Here is a 22,300-nt window from a genome sequence, read left to right as displayed (position 1 = left end):
TTTCCCCCTCATCCGCGTTCTCCGTGCTATCCGCGGTCCTTCCCTCTCCGCGCATGAAGGAAGGGTGGGGAATTGAACCGCAGATAGCTCGGATAACACGGATGTTTGGCTTCTAGATTTCCCCTTCATCCGCGTTCTCCCTGCTATCCGCGGTCCCTCCTCTCTCCGCGCTTGAAGGAAGGGTGGGGAATTGAACCGCAGATAGCTCGGATAACACGGATGTTTTGCTATTAGATTTCCTCTTCATCTGCGTTCTCCGTGCTATCTGCGGTCCTTCCCCTCTCCGCGCACGAAGGAAGGGTGGGGAGTTGAACCGCAGATAGCTCGGATAACACGGATGTTTTGCTTTTAGATTTCCTCTTCATCTGCGTTATCCGTGCTATCCGCGGTCCTTCCGCTCCGCGCACGAAGGAAGGGTGGGGAGTTGAGCCGCAGATCACTCGGATAACACGGATGTTTTGCTATTAGATTTCCTCTTCATCTGCGTTATCCGTGCTATCCGCGGTCCTTCCCTCTCCGCGCACGAAGAAACGGTGGGGAGTTGAACCGCAGATAGCTCGGATAACACGGATGTTTGGCTTCTAGATTTCCCCGTCATCCGCGTTCACCGTGCTATCCGCGGTCCTTCCCTCTCCGCGCTTTTTCGTGTCCTTCCGTGGCCACCATTCGTTTAATCCGTGTCATTCGTGGTTGTTCCCGCTCCTCACCACGCTCCGCCTGCGGTGGACCGCTTCAGAAATTGACTCCGATCGACCGCATGACGAGCGTCGACACGACCGCGGATGCAAATAGTGCTGCCAAGCGTTGCCACGTCGGAATGTAGAAGCCACGGAGATTATTGGAACTGCTACCCGCATCGGGAGCAGTGTAGGGCCGGAACATCACCGCCCAGGACAGGCGATGGCTCCTCCTCAGGTAGGCGACGTCCACCGTCGAGTACAGGACCGGTGCGATAAATCCAACGATGCCCCACAGCAGGGAAAGCGTGAGCCGCAATTCCATGTGCGCGGCAAATCCTTTCAGAATTGCGTTTGCCCCCAGAATGTACAGGGGCATTACGATCAGCCCCGTCAAAACCGCTGCTGGTAGGGAAGGAAAGACAAGCGAGCGGCGTCGCGTGGGATTTTCCCTCATGCCCTCATTCCTCTCGCTTCGGTGGCAGTGATCTTCCGGGAAAAACAGGGAAAGAGGGGACGCACCTCAATTCCAAAATCCGTCTTTTCCAGAGAAAGAGGTGCGTCACGTTTTTACGTTCTTTTTACGTCCAGATCAGGTAACACGCTCATCCCCTTGGTGGGACACGTGCTCAAGGGGTGAAGGGAACAATCTCGAACGGTCCAGACGGCAAAATCACGTTAATATCGCTTGCGGACTCGATGCTACGAATGGTCGCTGGTGTCGCAAAGTCGTCGTCAACAAAAAGTGTCTTCAGCGAATTAGGCCTCCGCATCGCACCGAACGTTTCAAAGGTCACGCGAGTGTTCCTTACGGACAAATAGTCGACGCTCGATCCTGCAATGAAGTCAAGGTCACCACCCGTCACTCGCGTGGAATCGAGTTGCAATTCCTGAAGAACCGGCAAGCTGCCTAATTCGAGTGGCGCCAGATTGCGCAACGGGTTGCGTGACAAGTTTAGCGACTCCAGGCACTTGAGGCCTCCCAGTGAGACGAGATCCTCATCCGTAAGGTCGGCGCCGATGATCCACAATTGCTCTAGCGAACGCTCGGTCGCGATGTGCCGCAGCAGTTGCCGGTCGACAGGAATATCCTTGATGACCAGCCTATGGTATCCGCCAATCTTAGGGAGGATTCTTGAAAACTGGTCAGCATTGGCCATAAAGCTATCCCCACGGATGGAGATGCTCGAAATGTCATACAGTAAGTCGTCCGGAACGACATACTCCAATATCCGGAACATCTGTTTACCACGGACGTCCCGGGAGTGGCCGATGGCGGCACCGGCCTTTCTGAGTCCGTGAATAGCGCGAGCCTGCTTCAAGGCGTTCTGGACCCACCAGGCAACCACGGCGCAAAGAAGCGTCGCGACAAGAAGGTATCTGATGCTGATTTGTCGCTTCCGCAAGGCCTGTCGCACTGTAAACTCGCTTTTGCTGCAGCTGGTCGTTCCATCAAGCAATGGTCGGGAAATCGTCTCTAAGGATGTTGTAGGTTCTCCTGGTACAAAACACTTCGCAGGTGCGCATATTCGGCAGATTGGCGGCCGCCAACGTGGCAGCGGCGCGGCTGGAGGGCAATGTTGGTCACGTTGAGGTCGAGCAGTAAATCCACGACGCGTCCCGTGACGATGCAGCTACCCAATGGTTGGCCTACAAAATCGTTTCCGTCCCAGTAGTCGAAGTCCAGCACGGATCCGAGTCCATTGTCATCAAATCCGGATTGAAGTGTAGTATCCACTGTTCTCGGATCTTTGCTGAGCAGGTTGCCGCCCCAGGCCGCCTTGCTACAACTCGGGCAGAAAGACTCGAACGACGGGCAAGTGGGGCAGACGATTGGAGAAAATCCACAATGAAAGCAGCGATTCGCTTCGGGTGGGTCGACAGCGAAAGGGCGACGCATATCGCGACCATCGAAGCAGAGGGTGCGTATTTCCTTTAAATGCGACGGTCCCGGGCCGTCTAGCTCTACATGCGTCTCGGCGAATCGAGTTCCGTTGAGTCCGGCCCCCAGGAGTGCTTCTTGAAGCCGGCGACCAGCGTGAATGAATTCGAAGTCGTGGTGTCCGAAAGCGTCGCCGTCGTCCCTTCCGAAGTTGCATATCAAACAGTGAATGTACTCGTAGCGACGAATGTCCACGAAATCTGGATGATGCGGGCATCGTCGCGAAGACAGGTCGGTTGAGCGATCTTCGTAGGGACTGACCTCGGTTGGGTGTCCGGACGGCACGCCTCTCACAATGACCCCGGGCAGTTCGTAATCGTCTTCAAAAAAGGGTCCCGTCCAGATCCGAAAAAAGATGTTGTTTACGAGTTGACCACTTTGGTCGTGGTGGATCTTGCCACGTGGAGTCGTAGGCATTACCGCCGCCCTTTGTTCATGGAGTCTGATCGCATTGCTGATATTGGATTGAAGCGAACACGTGTGTCCGGATATCCGTAGTTCGGGGACCGGAGTCCGCTCGACGAGCTCGTCGGAGATTGAGCCGATCAGTAAGCTGCCTATGTCACTGACGGCGGTCCCTCCCGCTGCCTTCCTCCGCCATTACACGGAGAAGTTCGCGTCTTGCCTCCTTCAGGTCCTCGAGCGTTCCAACCACTGCCCAGAATTCTGTTCCATCGTTCGTGCCACCCACAGTTCTGAATCGCACTTCGTCATCTTCCCCAATCACGGGCTCCCAGGAAATCGAGTCGCCGGTAGTGGTAACTACCTGTAAGTCAGAACGCCATTCTAGGAAGGGATTCTCTCCCCGCGTTACCAGCATGCCAGACTTTGGAACCCGAAAAACGAGCGTGTTTTTATCACAGACACGGGGTTTGCCTGATTCGTCGAAAACAAGCCGAATCGTGCCGCTAAACCCCGTCGGAACGACAATCCGCACGGAGTAATTTCCGGCGAGACTCTCGCAGCCACAAAATGCGACGAGCCAAAGAAGGGCTATCGAATTCCATGCGCGGGTACATTGTGCAGTTTCATGTAGCATCGAATGGCCGCCCGGTCATAGGAGAATCGTACGGCGAGCGAAGGGTACTCGCACAAAGGGCCCTAAGCTGAAGAAGCCAGGGCCGGGGGGGAGGGGACGTACTTCGATTCCAGGGTCGAACTGCGTCTTCTCGTGGAAAAGAGATGCGTCGGCCTCTGCCCTAGAGACTGGTGATGTTCCGTTCGCCCGGCAGCACTCGGAGGATTTCCAGGCGGTTGCTTACGAAGCGGTGGAAGATTATGTAGCGACCGATGCTGTTCGCTCGAACGCCCGCACCAAGTCTCGGCATTGCTTCGCCGATTTCTGGGGACGACGCAATCAGCAGACACTTAGCTTCAATTTTCTCCACCCATTCGGTGGCGGCATTCGGTTTGTCCTGCGCGATGAATGCGAGGATCTCTTCCAGGTCGCGGATTGCTGCCGAGGTATAGAACGGCTTGGGCATCAAGGGTTGCGCGGCATGCCCGCGTCCGCCAGCGTTCTCAATCGTGCGAAAACGGTATCATGATCGACAAGTTCTCCCCGGTCCGCCTGCTGAATCCCGACTTCAACCTCCTCACGCAGTTTCTCCGCCGACGCCAGTAGCCGCACGCCCTCGGCCAAAGCTTCGTCAGCCGACCGGAAGCGTCCTGACGCGACTAGATGCTCGACGATCGCCCTTTGATCCGGCGGCAAGTGGATCTCCATGGATAACACTCCTCAACGTCTTTCGGAACCGGTTCTCTGGCTGCCTGCTGACTGCACTAGGGCCGAGCTTAGTGAACATCCATGATACACCCGCTCGTGAGGTGCGTGGTTAGGTAGAGGGGCCAGTGAGCGAGTCTCGGCCGGCCGAGCGGAGGGTACGGCGAAGTTCTCAGTGTCGAAGGACGTACCGCGGTGGGCGACGCGCCAGATGGCCACCAGGGTGCATCTCTCAAGGATTCCGCTGATGGCAACTGAATTGTCGCCGGAGTGCAGCGAGCAATGGGTGCTGAAGCTACTCGACCGCGTCGAGGCGTACCTCCGAGAAGGTCGCTGAAGCAATGCTGCGACCGGGGAGAGGTTGAGAAGAAGGGTGGATGAAGGGACTCGAACCCTCGACTTTCGGAATCACAATCTCTCCCGGCCGACCCGAAAACGTCGCGTTTTCCCGAAGAAAACCAGCTTATCGGCCTGAATCGGCTGTCGCAAGCTCTCGCGTAAAATCTCCCTGAATTGCCGGGTGTCGCGGTATGACAGCAAACGCTAAGACGGTATTTCGCCAGGATATCCCTCCCGTTTCTTTGCGTTCCACCGGACACGCCCGAAATGCGACTGAAAGTAGTCCAAGAGTTCGCCCGAAATCAGCTGGTGCTCGCCAAGGACTATTCTCGGCGGATTAGCTTCCACGCCAATGCGAGAGAGAACCGTGTAGCGGAAGCTGCACAGCGACGCAGAAACTCCGAGGGGGTCAGGTGGCCCAGCGAGCTGTGGGGCCGACGGTCATTGAAGTCCTCTCGCCAGGCCCGGGCCTTGACACGTTCTTCCTCCAGCCCCGTGCGCTCCGATTGGTCCAGGTGCCGTCTTGGAAGCGGCTGCCGAATCTTTCGCACTGGCAGTTCTGCGAGGGAGAGCCTGGCTCGATGTATAGCACCTCCACACCGATCAGGGCTAGTCCGTCCTCGATCGCCGTGGAGGTGAATCTAGGCTGTTGCCCTAGTGGAGCCTCTCGACAGCCGGGCATCGCGAAAAGTCCTATTGCGTTTCCACTGGTGATGCTCCGGCGATGGCTTTCCGTCCTCCCTGTCGGTTCGTACGTGAAACGCAGCGCAGCTCCATAATTGCCCATCCGGGTCGTCTGATGACGAGATTCGACTCAATGTGAGGCGGGCTCTGCAAGTTGTACTTCTCAATGACGTCTTTTGCGAGCAGTTCATCTGCAAATTCGACACGAACGATGTCGCGCTCGTAACAAAGTCGCGTAAGGTCCGGGAGCAAAGCATCTATATCCGGCAAGGAACCGGGCTCAGCCTGGACGCAACTGGCATCCTCTGGCACGCCTGTGGGTCTCCACGGGGCGAAGCTAATTGCGACCCAGTCTTCACTGTAGCAAGTCCATCCTCCGTGTTGCGCAATCGCTTCAATAGCTTGGCTGAATCTTTGGGTACGGTTATAAGCGAAGAAAACGGCAGCAATCCCGACGACGAACAGTAACTGCCGAAGAGATAGCCTACATGTCGCTCGTTTGCTCATCGTAGATCCTGCGGCGGTCGGTTTGGTCCACTAGGAATCGGAGAGACAGTCTCTCCCGTCAGGTCGTCCGTTGTCGAAAATATCCCGGGCGTGAGTCCCCCGTTGCATCCAAATGTAATCTCATACCGCACCGTGCGTCGCCCGATTAGCTCAGTGTCGCCTCTCACAGGACGATCGGTGACTGTCCCAATTTCATCAGGTTGGTGCCCCGGGTAGTCTCCTTTGATGCCACCTTCGTATGGAGGGAGGAATTGCTTGCGGACCTTTTCTGACGGAGGGCTGGCATAGAGAAGGATCACCGTCGTAACCGATACCTTCCCCTCGTACTCGGCGCCTGACGCATAAGCCGCGTTAAACATCTGGTGGTACTGCCAACCTTGGTTGCCGCGGTCGTTAGAGGGATAAACGGGGACTTCGTCCAGGCCAGGGATCACCTGGATTTCATAAAGCCTACGCGATCGACTGGACCCTGACAGATCAGTATCTTGGCCGCATGCTCGGCAGGCGATTCGAACGTAATCCTCGACAATGAAGTATCCACCACCAGCCAGCGCAATTTTAGCCATCTCGTCTGGCTCAGGTCGCATCCATACAGAACCGTAAATTCCATTTCTTTGTCGGTCAGGATTTGGCGAGGTGAATCGGTCGCCAACGATCTGCACTTCGATTCTCCCGCTAGGATCGGTCGACATCGATGGTCCATTACTGCCGTACCGGTACAGATTCGCGTCTCCCGCCTCAAATCCAATTGGATCCTGACTCGCCCATCGCCCGACCACTGGATCGTAGTAGCGGTCTCTGTTGTACTGCAGGCTACTTTCCGTATCTCGCTCACGGCCTGTGAAGGCAAACGGAAAATCGACGGACAGATTAGATTCTGATGCTATGCTTCCGAAGGCATCGTACGCGATGTGACTCGCAATGAGAGTGGATCCAGTGCTGTTTTCGTGTTCAGCTATGTCGCGGACCGTTCTGAGGTTGTCTGCGAGCGGCCAAAGGACATCGCCCGCCGCCAAAGTGGACGCTACTTCCTCGCTTGCCAAAACTTCATCGACTGCAGCGCCATACAGATAGCGGTCTGTGAGGGCATCGGCTTCGTTAAGGGCGAGTAAAATATGATCTCCTGCATTGCCGCGTTCTTCCCGCAGGCCGTCGTAGATGTAGACCGCCTCCTTCGCGACTCCAGGGCCCGTACCGTCCTCGTCTATTTCTTTCGCGATCCGTCGGTTGAAGGCGTCATAGGTGTACTCGACCTCGTGGGTGATTGCTCCTAACGAGTCTCTTGACGTTATCCCTGTGAGCCGGTTGCGATAGTCCCACCGGTATTCGACCGAGTCGCCGTTTGCAATATTCGTTTTTGTGAGTCGGTTGCCCTCGTCGTCGTAGGTGTAATTGTACGTGCCGTCGGAGAGGAGTTGGTTGTTGCTGCCTGCTGTGTAGCTGCCGGTACGATTGCCGTTCGCGTCGTACGTGTAGGACTCGTCGTTCGATGTGCCATCGCGATCCGCCGTGGCAAGTTGATCAGTGTCGTCGTAGGTGTAGGTGACGTTCTCGTCGGAGTAGCCCGCCACAAGAAACTCGGTCAACCGGTCAGCCTCATCGTAGCCCCAGGAATAGCCGGCTAGCGTAGCGCTGCTGGGGCCAGTGTGCGTGAGGCTGGTCAAACGATCGGCCGCGTCATAGCCGTAGGTGCTGGTTGCGACTAGCTGCGTGCCAGCTAAGTCGGCGTAGCGAGTTACGGCTGAGTACTGCATGACTTCGTCGGTGCTGTAAGTGTAGTCTACACGCTTCTCCGCGACCGCGTTCCCACCCGATTGTGAGCCTTGCGTGACTCGTGTCATGCGGTTCATGTAGTCGTAGTGGTAGGTATTCGCCAAGTCCGCAGTACCATTGATTTCAGCGGCGAGGCTAATGCGGCGGTTCAGAGCGTCATAGGCTTCGTCGATAACGACATCAAAACCGAGAGTAATGAGGTCGTGAACCGTGCTCGTGTTGCGTCCGAGTGCATCATAGGTGAATGTGTAAGTTGCCGCTGGATCGGTTGCTGAGGTGAGTTGTGAAGCGGCGTCGTACGTGTACGACAGTGTGCGTATCACCGCCACGCCATCCATCCACTTTTCGGCGGTGCGCCGGTGTAGATTGTCGTATTCGTATACCGTGACGCGGCCGTTTCGGTCGGTTTTCTCAATGAGATTGCTTGCGGAGTCGTACTTGAATGACCGGGTGTCGTTGAGTTCATTCGTTTCGCTTATGACTCGGTTCAATGAGTCATAGGTCCAGGTGGTCGTGTTGAGTACTGGGTCGGTTAAGGTAAGTCGGTTGCCGACGGCATCGTAGGTGAAAGACGTTTCGCCTTGTTCAGCATCAGTCTTTTTGACAAGACGCCCTAGGTTGTCGTACGTGTAGCCAGTCGTGTGGCCGAGTCGGTTGGTTTCGGCTATGACTTGTCCCTGCGCGTCATAGGTGTAGACAATCCACGAGGATACGAGAGGTCCATTTTGGCCACTTATTCCTTGGGTTGCGCCATAGTCTGCGTCCGGGTCCGGCTGCGTGATCTTTACGACCCGCCCCAGATTGTCGTACTCGTAGGAAGTGACGCCATCATCGGTTGACACCGCTACGAGATCTCCAGCGGCGTCGTAATCGTAGGTGACGGTGGGGGATGCGAGTGGCCCGGAGCCGTCGGGATCTGGCGACACTACGAGAGTGGTGCGGCCTAACGCATCGTAGGAATACTGCGTGACGCCCGTGGGGTCGGTGACCGACTCGATCTGGCCCGTGGCGTCGTACTCGTAACTGACCGTTTGCGTCTCTGCATCCACCACGCTAGCTAGGCGACCGCTGCCATCATAGGCGTAAGACGTGACTGGTGACGCAAGCGGCCCCGTTCCATCGGGATCTGGCAAGGTCTCGGAAAGTAGCCGTCCCATGGCGTCATAGGTATAGTCGGTCGTTCCCCCCAGCGGACCAGTCGTGCTGAGCAGTTGGCCAGCGGCGTCATATGTATGGGTGGTCACGGGCGATAGGTCCGGCCCTGCGCCATCAGGGTCCGGCTCCACGATTGACAGTCGCCGGCCGAGATTGTCGAACTCGTAGAGCGTGACGTTTCCGAGCTCGTCAGTGACCTGAGTAAGTCGCCCAGCTGCATCGTAGCTATAGGATATTTCGGGCGCGGAGAGGGGGCCTGAGCCGTCCGGATCAGGAAGGGTCTCCTTAATTTTTCGGCCCAATGCGTCGTGCTCATAGCTGGTGACGCCTCCATTAGGATCGGTGGTGGCCAGCAGGTTTCCAACGGCGTCATACGCATAGCTGGTGACGGGCGCAGACAAAGGACCATTTCCGTCAGGATCGGGGGACACGACTTGCGTCAGTTGCCCGAGCGCATCATAGACGTAGCTGGTTACGCCTCCGAGGGGGTTCGTTTCGGTGAGCACATTCCCCGCGTCGTCGTAGGTCGTGCTCTCTACGGGAGCTGTTTGCGGCCCGGAGCCGTCCGGGTCGGGGAGTGTGACGCTCGTGCGACGGCCCCTATCGTCATATGTGTAGCTGGTCGTTCCTTTCGGAGTAGTGACCGTCAGTAGGTTGCCCGAAGCTGCGTACGTATAGGTGGTCACCAGCGAGACAAGGGGCCCGGCGCCATCTGGATCAGGTGTCTCCTCGCGTACGACGCGATTCTGTTCATCGTACTGGAAGGTCGTGACGCCGAGTGCGGTCGTCTCGGCGACCTTGTTTCCTTCCGAATCATAGGTAAAGGTGACCGTGGTGCCGTCGAATGCGGTCTGGCTCGCAATCCGCCCAAACTCGTCATAGGCCGTGGAACTGCTGAGTGCCTGAAGTGGGCCCGTGCCGTCGGGGTCCGGAAGAGTAACTGAGACTTCGCGGCCTTGACCGTCGTAGGCATAGCTGGTTACTCGGCCCAACGGATCAGTTTCAGTCAGCACGCGCCCCATGTCGTCATAAGTGTAAGACGTTACGGGGGCAGTAAGTGGTCCGGAGCCATCTGGATCGGGCCGCGTTACGGAAGTCAGCAATCCGTCCGTGTACGAATTAGTAGTGACATTCCCGAGCGGGTCTGTAACCGTCAGCAGGTTACCGGAAGTGTCGTACGTGTAGCTGGTAACGGGAGCTAGTAGCGGTCCAGTACCATCGGGATCCGGATCGGTTACCGACTCGAGCCGACCATTTGCGTCGTACGCAAAGGAGGTTGTTCGGCCGCCAACGGTTTCACTTTCTTGCTGGCCCTGATCGTTGTACGTGAATGTTGTGACTGTCGCGGTTAGTGGTCCAGCATCATCGGGATCAGGCGTGGTGATTGACGTCTGGCGATTGAGATCGTCATAGGTGTAGGTGGTGACGTTGCCCAACTCGTCCGTTCGGCTAAGCACGTTCCCGTGTGCATCGTACGCGCTCGCGGTAAACGCCTCGTCCGCGGTGCCGACCGCATAAATGGTTTTGGTGCGTCGGCCTTGCGCGTCATATTCATATTCAGTGACAGCGCCGCCAGCATCCGTGACGGAAGAGAGCATTCCCTGAGGTGGCTCTGTGGCGAGCGTTGGAGCCGCGGTGTAGCTGTAAACAATGGTCAAGTCGTCAGTTTCCAGGTTGAATTCATCGTCAGGCTGTCCGACAACGCGGGTTTCACTGAGGACGAGTTCGCTTACCGGATCGTATCCGTAGAGCGTGGCCTGGCCGTTGGCATCGGTGTAGCGGATGGGCTTGTTCCAGGTCGTGTGGTACTCCCACTCCCGTACCGAGTCGTCGGGAAGCGTCTCGGTGAGCCTGTTTCCGCGGGTGTCGTATGTGTATTCATACACTGGAGCTTCGAGCGGACCTTCTCCATCAGGGTCGGGCAGGATCGTCTTCAGCAACGAGCCATTGGAATCCCGGTAATGCGAGGTAATATTTCCAATCGCGTCGATTTCACGAACGACGTTTCCAAAGCTGTCGTATCCGTACTGCCTGGAAATCCCCTGCTCGTCTGTTACGGTTTCTATCGCGGCCCCACCGGAAATTGCCGCTTGCTGGGGCGACGTGTAGCTGACCGTTGATCCGTCTGGGGCGTCGACCGAAGCAAGGCGACCGGTCGAGTCATACGTGTAGGTTGTGACGAGACCTCCGGTGGCCGTCTTGGTCTTCAGCCTGCCATAGGCGTCGTACGCGTAGCTGGTGACATGTGCTGGCAACGGTCCCGCGCCGTCGGGATCTTTTTGGGTTGCCGTCGATAGCAGGCCTGCCGAGTAGCCAAGACTCACCCAGTCGCCGATCAAGTTCGACGCTTGGACGAGTTTGTCGCCAGAGTACGTGAAGGTCGTCGTAAGAAACGGACCTTCGATCTCGGAGATAAGCTTCTCGTTATTGACCGTGACATAGCTATAGGTCGTGGTTCGCCCCTTTGAATCCGTGACCGTCAGCACATATCCGTCGCTGTCGAAAACATAGGTGCTGTTGTTCCTGTCCACTAGCTCGTAACCTCCTGCAGAGGGCGAGAGCTGCGAGAATGCACCAGGGGCATCGTCGTACCCTCCGGCACCATCGGCGGGGTAGTAGAACACGTCGCTTCCAGATGAGTACATGGCACCATCCCCACTGACCTCCAGTCGTGGGATCGGGCTGACGCTTACTTTGTCGTCACCGAAATAAACGTGTCCAGATGCAGACTTAGGCCCGCCCTGCATGCGATAGAGAGCCGGGCTGCCATAGGCTTGGCTGGTGAGCGTAGCCGAGTAGGCCGCATGATTCTCAGTAAAATCGCTCCTGTCGAAGTCAAATGCGAAGCGAACAATCGTAGGTTCCGTGTCGGCCGAAGTTCGTGTGAATGATTTCGTTGCTGTGAATGTCTCGTTGCCGAACGTTCCACTCAAAGTGAGGGAGTCGCTGCCAACCGTCGACGGATCGATTTCGACTTCATAAGAAAGCACGATCTTCCCCGTTTGCTCTAGGTGGATGGTATAGTCGCATCCACAGGAAGCAAAGGGGATTTGCTCGGTCATCCCAACTTGATACGACAGTGTGGTGTCGTTGAAATCCGCCTCGTATTGCACCTGGCCGGAAACTGAGAAATTGTAGATATCTTCGACATCGTTGGGGTCATGATACGGATCGCCGTAGTACCAGTACTGGTCGCCATCGTTCGTGGCAAAAGAGATTTCTCCCGAATACTCGCCAAGACTTGTGGCGTCCAATTGAACCGTGAACGAGACGCTCTCTCCTGGCGGAACCGTGTATAATTCGGGCTCGCTCACCATTGAGAACCCAGCGGGAAGGCTGATGTTGCCTAAGACGAGGTCCGTATGGGTGTCTGTATTGTCTACACGAAAGGTTTTTTGCACCGGGCTACCGACGGTGGTCGGAGAAAATTCTACGCTACCGGTGTTGTCTGGCACTTCGGTTGCGCCGTCGAAAAGTTCAATCTCCGCGCCGGGGTAGGCGATCTCAGCATAGAAGAAATCACCCGCAGATGCTCCGGTTCCCCCTGCTTGCGTATTGCCGCCCATGTGGAATTCGCCGATCCAGAGACCGGCGCCCGGCGTGACGTAGAGCTTTACAGGGACCGAGTTTCCGTCCGAGAGGCCGAATGCCGTATCTCCCCCTGCTGTACTGTGGGAGATTCCATCAATGTAGAGTGGGTCCCAAAAGTTTCCACCGAAAAAGTCCAGTTCAGCGAAGTCTTCTCCAGCCGTGCTGGTGTTCTTAAAAGCGACTTCGACGTAGTAGCCCAGTTGGTCCTGCTGCAGATCATCCGCTTCGAGAAACAGGAAATTCCCGAAATCGCGAACCGGCGTGCCTTGGTAGGAGATTTCAGCTGCGACAGCGAGAAGCTCTCTTTTCTCAAGCATTTCAATCCGTGACAGCCTCCGGTTTTTGCGGGCGCGACCGCGGGTGGAGTTCCGGGAGGCTTTGCTAGAAAACGCAGAGTTGAGAAAACGCCGAAATTCCATTTTAGGTCCTTCCAGGAGGGCATGTTCCGCTGGCGACGGATCAGCGCAGGAGCGCAATGCAGAAGATTCGCTCCCCCCCTGTGTAGCGGCTCGGTGCTGCCCTAGCAAGCGACTGATCGAGAAAATTTGCGAGAGGATAAATTAACTTTGAAGTAGTCGTGGGACGGCGGCGAGGGCGAGGTTGTCAAGGCTTTAAATACGCGAGGAAATTGCGGAAATGATATCAGGTCGGCGGCGGCGCCCCCTTAGATGGTATGTGGAAAAACACCAGAAGTTCCAGTTCGCCGAGAGTTCGCTATGGGCGAAGGCTGGGGGGATGGGCAGGAGGGGGTGGTTGCTGCCGGAGTGCCGTAGGCACTGAGGAGCTATTTTTGGTGCCGAATTCGGCGCTGAGTTGTTGCCCCATGTAAGAGGGGCGGGGAAGAGGGGGCGCACCTCGATTCTCGGATCGTGCTGTGTTTTCTTGTGGAAAAGCTTCTTGGTCTTAAAATCTCTGGCTCTAACGAAGTCGACGCGCCCTTAACCGCCTGAGGGATTCCAAAAGGCGGTGAGCCACGGGGGGCACGAAGTGCACGAAGGAGTGGTGTGGAGCTGAACGGCAGGTCACTCGGATAACACGGATGTTTGGCTTCTAGATTTCACCGTCATCCGCGTTCTCCGTGCTATCTGCGGTCCTTCCCCTCCGTGCACGAAGGAACGGTGGGGAATTGAACCGCAGATAGCTCGGATAACACAGATGTTTGGCTTCTAGATTTCCCCCTCATCCGCGTTCTCCGTGCTATCCGCGGTCCTTCCCTCTCCGCGCATGAAGGAAGGGTGGAGAGTTGAACCGCAGATCACTCGGATAGCACAGATGTTTGGCTTCTAGATTTCCCCTTCATTCGCGTTCTCCGTGCTATCCGCGGTCCCTTCCCTCTCCTCGCATGAAGGAAGGGTGGGGATTTAAACCGCAGATCACTCGGATAACACGGATGTTTGGCTTCTAGATTCCCCGTCATCCGCGTTCTCCGTGCTATCCGCGGTCCTTCCCTTTCCGTGCTTTTTCGTGTCCTTCCGTGGCCACCATTCGTTTAATTCGTGTCATTGGTGGTTGTTCCCGCTCTTCGCCGTGCTCCGCTTACGGTCGTGGCTGCGGCGCGTGTGTCATGGCAGGTTTCGGTTGATCAAGCGGCGGGTGTTTGCGGCTGAGTAGCGGCCGTCGCTTCGTGAGCTGATCCGCAGCAAGCCGTACGGAATGGCCATGCCCCGCTTCGCGATCCGCTCCCGGGCGATTCTGCAAACCATCCGGCAGCATCTGCCGCGGGAGTTCAGCGAGCAATTAATGCTGACGCGACTCGACCGCGTCGAGGCGTGCCCCCGAGAAGGTCGCTGAAGCGATGCTGCGACCGGGGAGAGGCTGAGAAGAAGGGTGGGTGAAGGGACTCGAACCCTCGACTTTCGGAATCACAATCCGACGCTCTAACCAACTGAGCTACACCCACCGTGTCTAGAGGCAGAATTTAGTGTCGCAGACGCTTTGGGTCAACGGCTGATCGGGGGCGATTTCCGTCGCCGTCGCCTGCGGCCGAGCCCTGGTGAGCCGCCTCTGGAGACGACTGAACTCTGCTGGCCCTCCCCGGGCCTTAGAGCCCGACCCTCCCGGGGGGTGGGTGATGGGGAGGGCGGTTTTTTGGCCGCGGCTAGCGGACTGCCAGCATCCGCTCGAGAGCGATCAGCGCCCACTTGGTGACTTCGGGCTCGACTTCGATGACGTTCACCGGGTGGCCGTCGCGGAGGTTTTCGAGGCTCCAGCAGAGGTGGGCCAGGTCGATGCGGTACATCGTCGCGCACATGCAGACGACCGGGCTGAGGAAGTGAATCTCCTGCTCGGGATGCTCCTGCTTGAGGCGGTTGACCAGGTGCAGCTCGGTGCCGATCGCCCATTTCGTTCCCGGCGGGCTTTCCTCGACCGTTTTGATGATCTTGCCGGTACTGCCCGAGACATCCGCCAAGTCGTTGACTTCGCGGGGACATTCCGGATGGACCAGGATCTTGATTCCCGGGTGCTGCTGGCGGAACTGGGCGACATGTTCGGGGCGGAACATCTGGTGAACGCTGCAGTGCCCTTTCCAGAGGATCACTTTGCTGTTCTGCAAAAACGCTTCGGTATTCCCGCCGAGCTCCAGCTGGTAGGGATCCCAGACCGGCATCTGGTCGACGCCGATCCCCATTTTCAGGGCCGTGTTGCGGCCGAGGTGCTGGTCGGGAAAGAAGAAGACTCGCCGCCCACGCTCAAACGCCCACTCGAGGACCGCCGCGGCGTTGCTGCTGGTGCAGACGATCCCACCGTGGCGACCACAGAACGCTTTGAGGCTGGCCGCGCTGTTAATGTAGGTGACCGGAATGACTTCGGAAGTGTCGATCACTTCGCCCATGTCTTCCCACGCCGCTTCCACTTGGTTGATCGCCGCCATGTCGGCCATCGAGCAACCAGCCGCCATGTCGGGAAGGACCACTGGGACGCGGACGCCGTTGCGGGCTGCCATTTTGTCGGGGCGATTGGCGAGCAGGTCGGCCGTCTCGGCCATGAAGTGCACGCCGCAGAACACGATCGCTTCACAGCTTTCGCTCTCGGCCGCCATCTGGCTCAGCTGGTAGCTGTCGCCGCGAAGGTCGCAGTGGGCAATCACTTCGTCCTGCTGGTAGTGGTGGCCGAGGATCAGCAGCCGGTCTCCAAATTCCCGACGCACCGCTTCAATCCGCGCCTGCAGGACTTCGTTCTCGAGTGACTTGTAAGGCTTCAGCGGATGAAGTCCCTCGGATTGCGTCACGACGCTCAATTCGCCATTCCCCAAAAAGTTTTCGGTGCCACGGAATCTTCGCGAGGAATTATACGCCAGAGCAGGCAATACCGGCCACGCCCAATTGCTGCAGCTTCGCCTCACGGAAGGCTCGTGCCAGAGTCGTATGCCGGCCAGCCGAAGCTGAGCTGAAACACAGTCGCCTGCGACTTGCCGTTAAACGCAATCCCGTTCGTTTTTCTGATTGTCGCAGGATCAGCCGCAACGCGCTAGCGTTCGGTTTTTGATGGGGTTTGAAGAAACCGGGGGCTAGCGCCCTGCGGCTGATGAGATGAAAAACGAACGGTATTGCTGTTAAACGAGCACGAGCGGCCAGCGGCTCTGCGGGGCGACGCGGCGAGCCGCCGCTGCGTCGTCGACGAACACGAACGCGTCGGACTCGTGGAGCTGGTCGAGGTCGAGGCTCCCGGCGACTCGCCATTCCTGCTCCCGCCGCCAATCGAATGTCCGGCCGGTTGCCTGAAATCGCCATCGCTCGTCCTCGGCGAGTCCCGCGTCGGCCAGCGTCGAGCCATAGACGACTGGCCGGCCGCCGAGTGCCTCGAGCCGCGAGCGGCGGATGGCGATCCCAAACGGCTCGTAGTCCCAGCGGCCCAGATGGGGACGGTAAGTGCGGCGGGCGAGTAGCTCGGCGAGCGGGACTGCGGAGAAACAGACGACTGGCCCGGTCGAGGTGACCGCGGCAGAACCCCGCAGTCGACCCTCGCGAAGGATCCGCTCGAGCACTTCCAGAGGGCTCAGCGGCTGGGCCCCTTCCCCGCCGAGCAGAACTTCGTCCCGCCACTGCGTTTCGCTCTGCCACGGCCATCGCCCGCAGTGGCCACGAGTGCAGTGCACGAGCCAAGCGTCGTGCTGGGCAGCTGCGCTGCGGAGCGTGAGCAGCTCCTCGGTCCCCGTTTTGGGCCAGGAAGCAGCCGCCTGCGCTGGAGCCGGCTCAGCGATCCACCAGCCGACCGCGCCCCGGTCGACCAGCGAAGCCCCGCAATCGTCCGGGTCGTCATGGATTGCCACGTAGACGGCGGGAGCGGCTTGCTCGAAGCGTTTCTCGGCGGCGATCCGCTCGGTGACCAGCCGTTCGATTTGGCCGCCGCGGCGGGCACGAAGGACGAACAGGCGGTCGGCGAGCTCGACGAGCACTCGGTCGCGGGCTCGCGGATCGGCGACTTCGACGCGGACGAGCGGCACGCGAAACAGCTCGGTCGCTCGCACGACCCACGGTTCCGGAGCCGTTCCGGCAACGACCAGCAGCGCCGCGCGGTCGGCGATCGCTCGCTGCACGGAGCGCTCGAGCAGCGCGAACCACCGCCGCCGCTTTTCCACCACTCGGCCGAGCCGCGACGAGACGACCGCGTACCAGGGGGCGCAGACGAGGCTGCTTGCGTCGGAGCCGTTGGGCACCACTCGCCAACCGTCGCCAGCGAGGGGGCGGGGCGACGGGGAATCGGCGGCGGACGAGGTGCTACTCGAGTTCGCTGGCTGCATGGAGGATCTCCCTCACGCGAACCGCGTCGTCGTTTAACGGCAAGCCGCAGGCGACTGTGTCTGAGAAAGCAGTCGCCTGCGGCTTGCCGTTAAACGATCTTTCCCGCGTCTAGGCGCTGACGGCCGAGCGGAGGTTATCGATGCTTTCGTTGACCAGCCGTTCGACGCCCGGTTCGTGGTCAAACACTTCGACGCTGATCCAGCCGTCGTAGCCGATTTCCTGTAGCGTTTCGAGGACCGGGGCGACCGGCACTTCGCCCATTCCGGGGCCGCGGCCGTTGGCGTCGTTGGCGTGGACGTGGAGCAGCCAATCGCGGTTGGCACGGATCAGCTCGGGCATCGGCTCGGCTTCGCTGCTCATCGCCTTCATGTCCAGGTGCAGGCCGATCGCGTCGCTGCCGACCATCTCCTGCAGCCGGCGGGCGTCGGCGGCGGTGTTCATGAAATTCGTCTCGGCCGGTCCGAGCGGTTCGAGGGCCAGCTTGACGCCGGTCTCTTCCAGCGTTTTGACGACCGCCCGCAGCACATTGGCCGCGTGCATGTAGGCTTCGTCCATCGTCAGCGTGTCGGCCACTTGCCGCTGCTGAGGCGAGCCGAGAACCATCACCGAGCCGCCCAGATCGTGGCACAAGCGGGCCAGCTCGCCGAGGTACTCGGCCGTCTGTTTGCGCACCCGAGCGTCGGGGCTCGTGAGGTGATATCCCTCGGTCTTGGCCAGCAGCCAGTGCAAGCCGACGACCTCCAGCCCCGCTCCGACGACCGCCCCGCGGTATTCGGCCCGCTGCGTTCCCGACAGTTCGTAGATGTCCGGGCCCAGCATGAACGGAGCGATCTCCCAGCCGGTGTAGCCCGCTTCGGCGGCGAACGCCAAAGCCCGGTCCAGCGGCCAATCTCCGAACGTTTCATTGCAAATCGCAAACTTCAATGCATTCACCTACTTAAGAGTTGTCTTTCGCAGAGCCCCGCCCCGTTGCGGCGACTCGCCCTCCGCGTCTCGATCCACCCTAGGTTCTGTCAGAAAACCCAGTGGTTTCGGTTTCTGAGCCGTAGGCGCTAGCCTCGGGCCTCGCAGCCCCGGAATTCTCGCTGCCGCACCCGCGGCTAGCGCCGTCGGCTCAGGTATTTGAGCCGTAGGCGCTAGTCTCAGGCCTCGCAGGGCCTCGCAGCCCCTTCGGCCCCCCGACAGGAGCGGTCATGCAGGCCCACTTAAGAGTAGAAGCGGGGGGAGTCGATTTTCCCACCCCAAAAATGGGCCGCCATGACCAAAGGTGTCCCGAGGCCCGGCGATGATGGTTGCAGGCGAAGCAGGCAGGTCGGTCGGGGGTTTCTTGGCGAGCGACCGCGGGGGAGTTCCGCGGGAAAATTTTTACGACTTCGACAGGTTTTCCCCAGCCGGGGACGGGACTCGGCCGCCGGTTACTAACCTCCCGCCAGCGTTCGGTTTGCGTCGCTGGCGGCGGAGCCAATCGGCTTCCCTTGCCCGACCGGTCCACTGGATAACCCTTTGCTAGCAAACCACTTAGGCCGCAGCCGCAATTTTCATTGACTGCAAAAGGAGGCCTCGATAACATTGCCCGCTACCAGATGTAGTGCTAACCTTGCCCGCTACGTACTATCCCTAGTAGGTACGCCAGTTGCTAGCAATTTTCAGCTGACGCTCCTCTCCGCCCTCGATCGGGCTTTTCCGGGTTTCTCTGTCGTCGAACCTCGTGGCGTGGGTATAGACAAAGGTTCACTTCGTCGTCCGCATTATTCGGTTTGTTTGTCGTTTCCGCTTTTCCAGGTCGCCCCGCGGCGCTCGCACTGAAGCGATGCACCTCGAGGGGGGCGTGGCCCAAGGATGAAAATTATGGCTCCCGCTGCAACCTCCGCTGCGCTCGATCTCGCTTCGGATCAAGAAGCCGCCTCCGTGGGAGGGCAACTCCAGCACGGAGTGGATTACGCTCGGCAACGATTTGGCACGACGCTGCGGGGGGACCGCAGCGGGCTGAAGGTGGAGTCGGTGTTCTGTCCGAGCGACGCCGACTCGCCGTTCGACACGACGGCGTGGGAGCTGCGTTCGGCGACGATCAAGGACGAGTCGGGCAAGCCGCTGTTCGAGCAGACCGACTGTGAGATCCCGGCCGCGTGGAGCCAGTTGGCGACGAACGTCGTGGTCAGCAAGTATTTTTACGGCGACCCCAAAAACCCTCGGGAGCGGGAGCGGAGCGTTCGCCAATTGGTGCACCGCGTGACGCGGACGATCGCCGACTGGGGGCTCGAGGACGGTTACTTTGACACGCCCGAGGATGGCGAGAACTTCTACCGCGACCTGTCGTGGTTGTGCTTGCACCAGCACGGAGCCTTCAACAGCCCGGTGTGGTTCAACGTCGGGTTGTTCCAGCAGTACGGGGTCAGCGGCGCGAAGTGCAATTGGCGGTGGGATCGCGAGACGCAGACGGTGACCCAGCCGGAGAACTCGTACGAGTATCCGCAGGGCTCGGCGTGTTTTATCCAGAGCGTCGGCGACAACATGGAAGACATCATGCGGCTGGCGTGCAGCGAAGCGATGTTGTTCAAGTTTGGTTCGGGGACCGGCACCGACCTGTCGACGATCCGTTCACAGCGCGAAAAGCTCTCCGGCGGCGGGACCCCCTCGGGGCCGCTGTCGTTCATGAAGGTTTATGACTCGATCGCCGGCGTGATCAAATCGGGTGGCAAGACGCGGCGGGCGGCGAAGATGCAGTCGCTGAAAGTCTGGCACCCGGACATTTTGGAATTCATCGAGTGCAAATGGAGCGAAGAGAAGAAGGCCCACGCGCTGATTCGCGAGGGTTACGAGTCGAACTTCAACGGCGAAGCCTACTCGTCGGTCTGCTTCCAGAATGCCAACCTTTCGGTTCGGCTGACCGATCCTTACATGGAAGCGGTTCGCGACGGTCGCCGCTGGCAGACGCGGTGGATCAGCGACAAGGCGGCGGGCTTGCCGCCGGAGTATGACGCGCGGGAATTGCTCAACAAGATGGCCGAGTGCGCCTGGCACTGCGGCGACCCGGGCGTGCAGTACGACACGACGATCAACAAGTGGCACACCTGCCCGAACAGCGGCCGGATCAATGCGAGCAATCCGTGCAGCGAATATATGTTCCTGGACAACACGGCTTGCAACCTGTCCAGCATTAACCTGATGAAGTTCGTTCGCGGCGACGGCACTTTTAACGTCGAGCGTTTTGAGGCGGCCGCGCGGCTGTTCTTCATCGCCCAGGAGATCCTGGTCGACCACGCCAGCTACCCGACCGAAGAGATCGCCGCCAACAGCCACCGCTTCCGTCCGCTGGGGCTTGGCTACTCGAATCTCGGCAGCGTGATCATGACCTCTGGCGTTCCCTACGATTCGGACGCCGCCCGCGGGCTGTGCGGATCGCTGACCGCGCTGCTCCACGGCACGGCGAATCGGACCAGCGCCGAGATGGCCGGCGTGGTCGGGGCGTTCGATGCGTACGAGGACAACGCCGAACCGATGTTGGGCGTGATGCGGATGCATCGCGAGGCGGTCGAGAACATCGACGACGACGGTCCGGCCGAACTCAAGGAAGCCGCTCGCCGGCTGTGGGACAAGGTCATCGAACTCGGGGAGCGGCACGGCTACCGCAACGCCCAGGCGACCGTGTTGGCTCCAACCGGCACGATCTCCTTCATGATGGATTGCGACACGACCGGAATCGAGCCCGACATCGCGCTGGTCAAGTACAAGCAGCTGGCCGGCGGCGGAATGCTGAAGATCGTCAACCGGACTGTCGCCGCGGGGCTGCGGAAGCTCGGCTACAGCGAGCCGCAGATCGAAGCGATGATTAAGTTCGTCGACGAGAACGACACCATCGAAGGAGCTCCGGAACTTCGCGACGAGCACCTGCCGGTCTTCGACTGTGCGTTCAAGCCGGCCGGTGGCGTTCGCAGCATTCCCTGGCAGGCCCACATCACGATGATGGCCGCCGCCCAGCCGTTCCTCTCCGGAGCGATCAGCAAGACGGTCAACATGCCGACCGACGTGACCCCGCAGGACATCGCCGACGCGTACCAGTGGGGCTGGGAGTTGGGGCTCAAGGCGATCGCGATCTATCGCGACGGATCGAAGCAGTCGCAGCCGCTGAACACCAAGAGCGGCGAAGGCAAAGAAGCGGCCGCCACGAAGGAGATCATCAAGACGGTCGAAAAGGTCGTCTATCGCCCCCGCCGCGAACGGCTCGAAGACACCCGGCAGAGCATCACCCACAAGTTCTCGATCGCCGGCCACGAAGGCTACCTCTGTGTCGGCCTGTATCCCGACGGTCGCCCGGGGGAGATCTTCATCACGATGGCCAAGGAGGGCAGCACGATCGGCGGGATCATGGACTCCTTCGGCACCGCCCTCTCGATCGCCCTGCAGTACGGCGTGCCGCTCGAAGTGCTGGTCAACAAGTTCAGCCACACGCGGTTCGAGCCGATGGGGCATACCAGCAACAAGGACATCCGGATCGCCAAGAGCGTCGTCGACTATATCGCCCGCTGGCTGGGGATCACCTTCCTCTCGGGGCACCCCGAGTACGGACGGAGCGTTCCCCACAGCAGCCCCGCTCCCAATGCCCCGGCTGCTGCGAGTGGCCCCGCTGCTGCGAGTGGCCCCGCTGCTGCGAGCACGCCGGCTGCGGAAGCTCCGGCTACCGAAAATCCGGTCGCCGCAGCGATCAGCGAAGGGAACGGGCCGACGGTCGAGTCGTCCGAGACGCTCGCCCGGTTCACCGGCGAAGGTTTGCCGCCGGTCGATTTTGCCGCGTTGGAGCGAGCCGGGATGGTGCTGCGGAACGCGGCCAACGGCAGCAGCAACGGCAACGGAAACGGCCATGCCCACGCCGAGGGGGAGAGCCTGGTTAGCCGCGCCGACCAATTCGCCCGCTTCCAGAGCGACGCCCCGAGCTGTGACAACTGTGGCAGCATCACGGTCCGCAACGGCAACTGCTACCTCTGCCACAACTGCGGCAACAGCATGGGCTGCAGCTGAGTACGTCAGGCTTTCCAGCCTGACAATTCACGTCTGACCCAGCCGCGTAGCGGCGACAGAGAATAGCCAGGGGCGCGAGCCCCTGGACCGCGGACCACCTTCCCTCGAAAGCCCCAGCGGGGCGACATCGCAGGGCCGGTCTGCGTCGATG

General features: G+C 59.4%; 11 protein-coding genes, 1 tRNA gene and 1 pseudogene. 2 read left to right on the top strand and 11 right to left on the bottom strand.

The annotated features are described in order from the left end of the window. Positions 1-732 precede the first annotated feature (732 nt). The 7 genes and pseudogenes from GNK13_RS11150 to GNK13_RS11120 form a co-directional block, all read right to left on the bottom strand. Positions 733-1,056, bottom strand: coding sequence for a hypothetical protein (locus GNK13_RS11150; protein WP_164102599.1), 324 nt, complete (start codon positions 1,054-1,056; stop codon positions 733-735). A gap of 250 nt (positions 1,057-1,306) precedes the next feature. Continuing rightward, positions 1,307-1,999 (bottom strand): hypothetical protein, encoded by a 693-nt coding sequence (locus GNK13_RS11145; RefSeq protein WP_203545355.1) that lies wholly within the window; start codon positions 1,997-1,999, stop codon positions 1,307-1,309. Positions 2,000-2,154: 155 nt separating this feature from the next. Next, a complete protein-coding gene (locus tag GNK13_RS11140) occupies positions 2,155-3,036 on the bottom strand; it encodes a hypothetical protein (protein ID WP_164102597.1) in 882 nt (293 codons plus the stop codon). 782 nt (positions 3,037-3,818) lie between these two features. Continuing rightward, complete coding sequence (locus tag GNK13_RS11135) at positions 3,819-4,103, bottom strand: type II toxin-antitoxin system RelE/ParE family toxin (protein WP_164102596.1); 285 nt, start codon at positions 4,101-4,103, stop codon at positions 3,819-3,821. Continuing rightward, on the bottom strand, positions 4,103-4,345 hold the full coding sequence (locus GNK13_RS11130) for a ribbon-helix-helix domain-containing protein (RefSeq protein WP_164102576.1): 243 nt from the start codon (positions 4,343-4,345) through the stop codon (positions 4,103-4,105). The genes GNK13_RS11135 and GNK13_RS11130 overlap by 1 nt, the downstream gene beginning before the upstream one ends. A gap of 704 nt (positions 4,346-5,049) precedes the next feature. Further along, a pseudogene (locus GNK13_RS11125) lies at positions 5,050-5,402 on the bottom strand (integrase core domain-containing protein); the annotation flags it as partial. Between the two features lie 466 nt (positions 5,403-5,868). After that, the gene (locus GNK13_RS11120) at positions 5,869-12,810 is read right to left on the bottom strand and encodes an RHS repeat-associated core domain-containing protein (protein ID WP_164102594.1); all 6,942 of its coding nucleotides are present in this window, start codon (positions 12,808-12,810) and stop codon (positions 5,869-5,871) included. 1,240 nt (positions 12,811-14,050) lie between these two features. On the opposite strand from GNK13_RS11120, the gene GNK13_RS21910 reads away from it, so the two are divergent. Then, positions 14,051-14,182, top strand: a complete 132-nt coding sequence (locus tag GNK13_RS21910; protein ID WP_261345409.1) for a hypothetical protein — start codon at positions 14,051-14,053, stop codon at positions 14,180-14,182. Between the two features lie 35 nt (positions 14,183-14,217). Here GNK13_RS21910 and GNK13_RS11115 read toward each other — a convergent pair. From GNK13_RS11115 to GNK13_RS11100, 4 genes are all read right to left on the bottom strand, one after another. Continuing rightward, positions 14,218-14,291 (bottom strand) — tRNA-His (locus GNK13_RS11115). Between the two features lie 198 nt (positions 14,292-14,489). Further along, on the bottom strand, positions 14,490-15,620 hold the full coding sequence (gene nadA, locus GNK13_RS11110) for a quinolinate synthase NadA (protein WP_235935054.1): 1,131 nt from the start codon (positions 15,618-15,620) through the stop codon (positions 14,490-14,492). Between the two features lie 324 nt (positions 15,621-15,944). Continuing rightward, the gene (locus GNK13_RS11105; protein ID WP_164102592.1) at positions 15,945-17,132 is read right to left on the bottom strand and encodes a hypothetical protein; all 1,188 of its coding nucleotides are present in this window, start codon (positions 17,130-17,132) and stop codon (positions 15,945-15,947) included. A 109-nt stretch (positions 17,133-17,241) separates the two neighbouring features. Then, the gene (locus tag GNK13_RS11100; protein ID WP_164102591.1) at positions 17,242-18,057 is read right to left on the bottom strand and encodes a sugar phosphate isomerase/epimerase family protein; all 816 of its coding nucleotides are present in this window, start codon (positions 18,055-18,057) and stop codon (positions 17,242-17,244) included. 924 nt (positions 18,058-18,981) lie between these two features. Between GNK13_RS11100 and GNK13_RS11095 the strand changes: the two genes are divergently transcribed. After that, a complete protein-coding gene (locus GNK13_RS11095) occupies positions 18,982-22,149 on the top strand; it encodes a vitamin B12-dependent ribonucleotide reductase (protein WP_164102590.1) in 3,168 nt (1,055 codons plus the stop codon). Positions 22,150-22,300: the final 151 nt, after the last annotated feature.

Origin of the sequence: Candidatus Laterigemmans baculatus (genome assembly GCF_010367455.1) — a bacterium.
Taxonomy (GTDB): domain Bacteria; phylum Planctomycetota; class Planctomycetia; order Pirellulales; family Pirellulaceae; genus Laterigemmans; species Laterigemmans baculatus.
The sequence above is the reverse complement of the archived record's forward strand: the minus strand, read 5'-3'. Positions and strand labels throughout refer to the sequence as shown.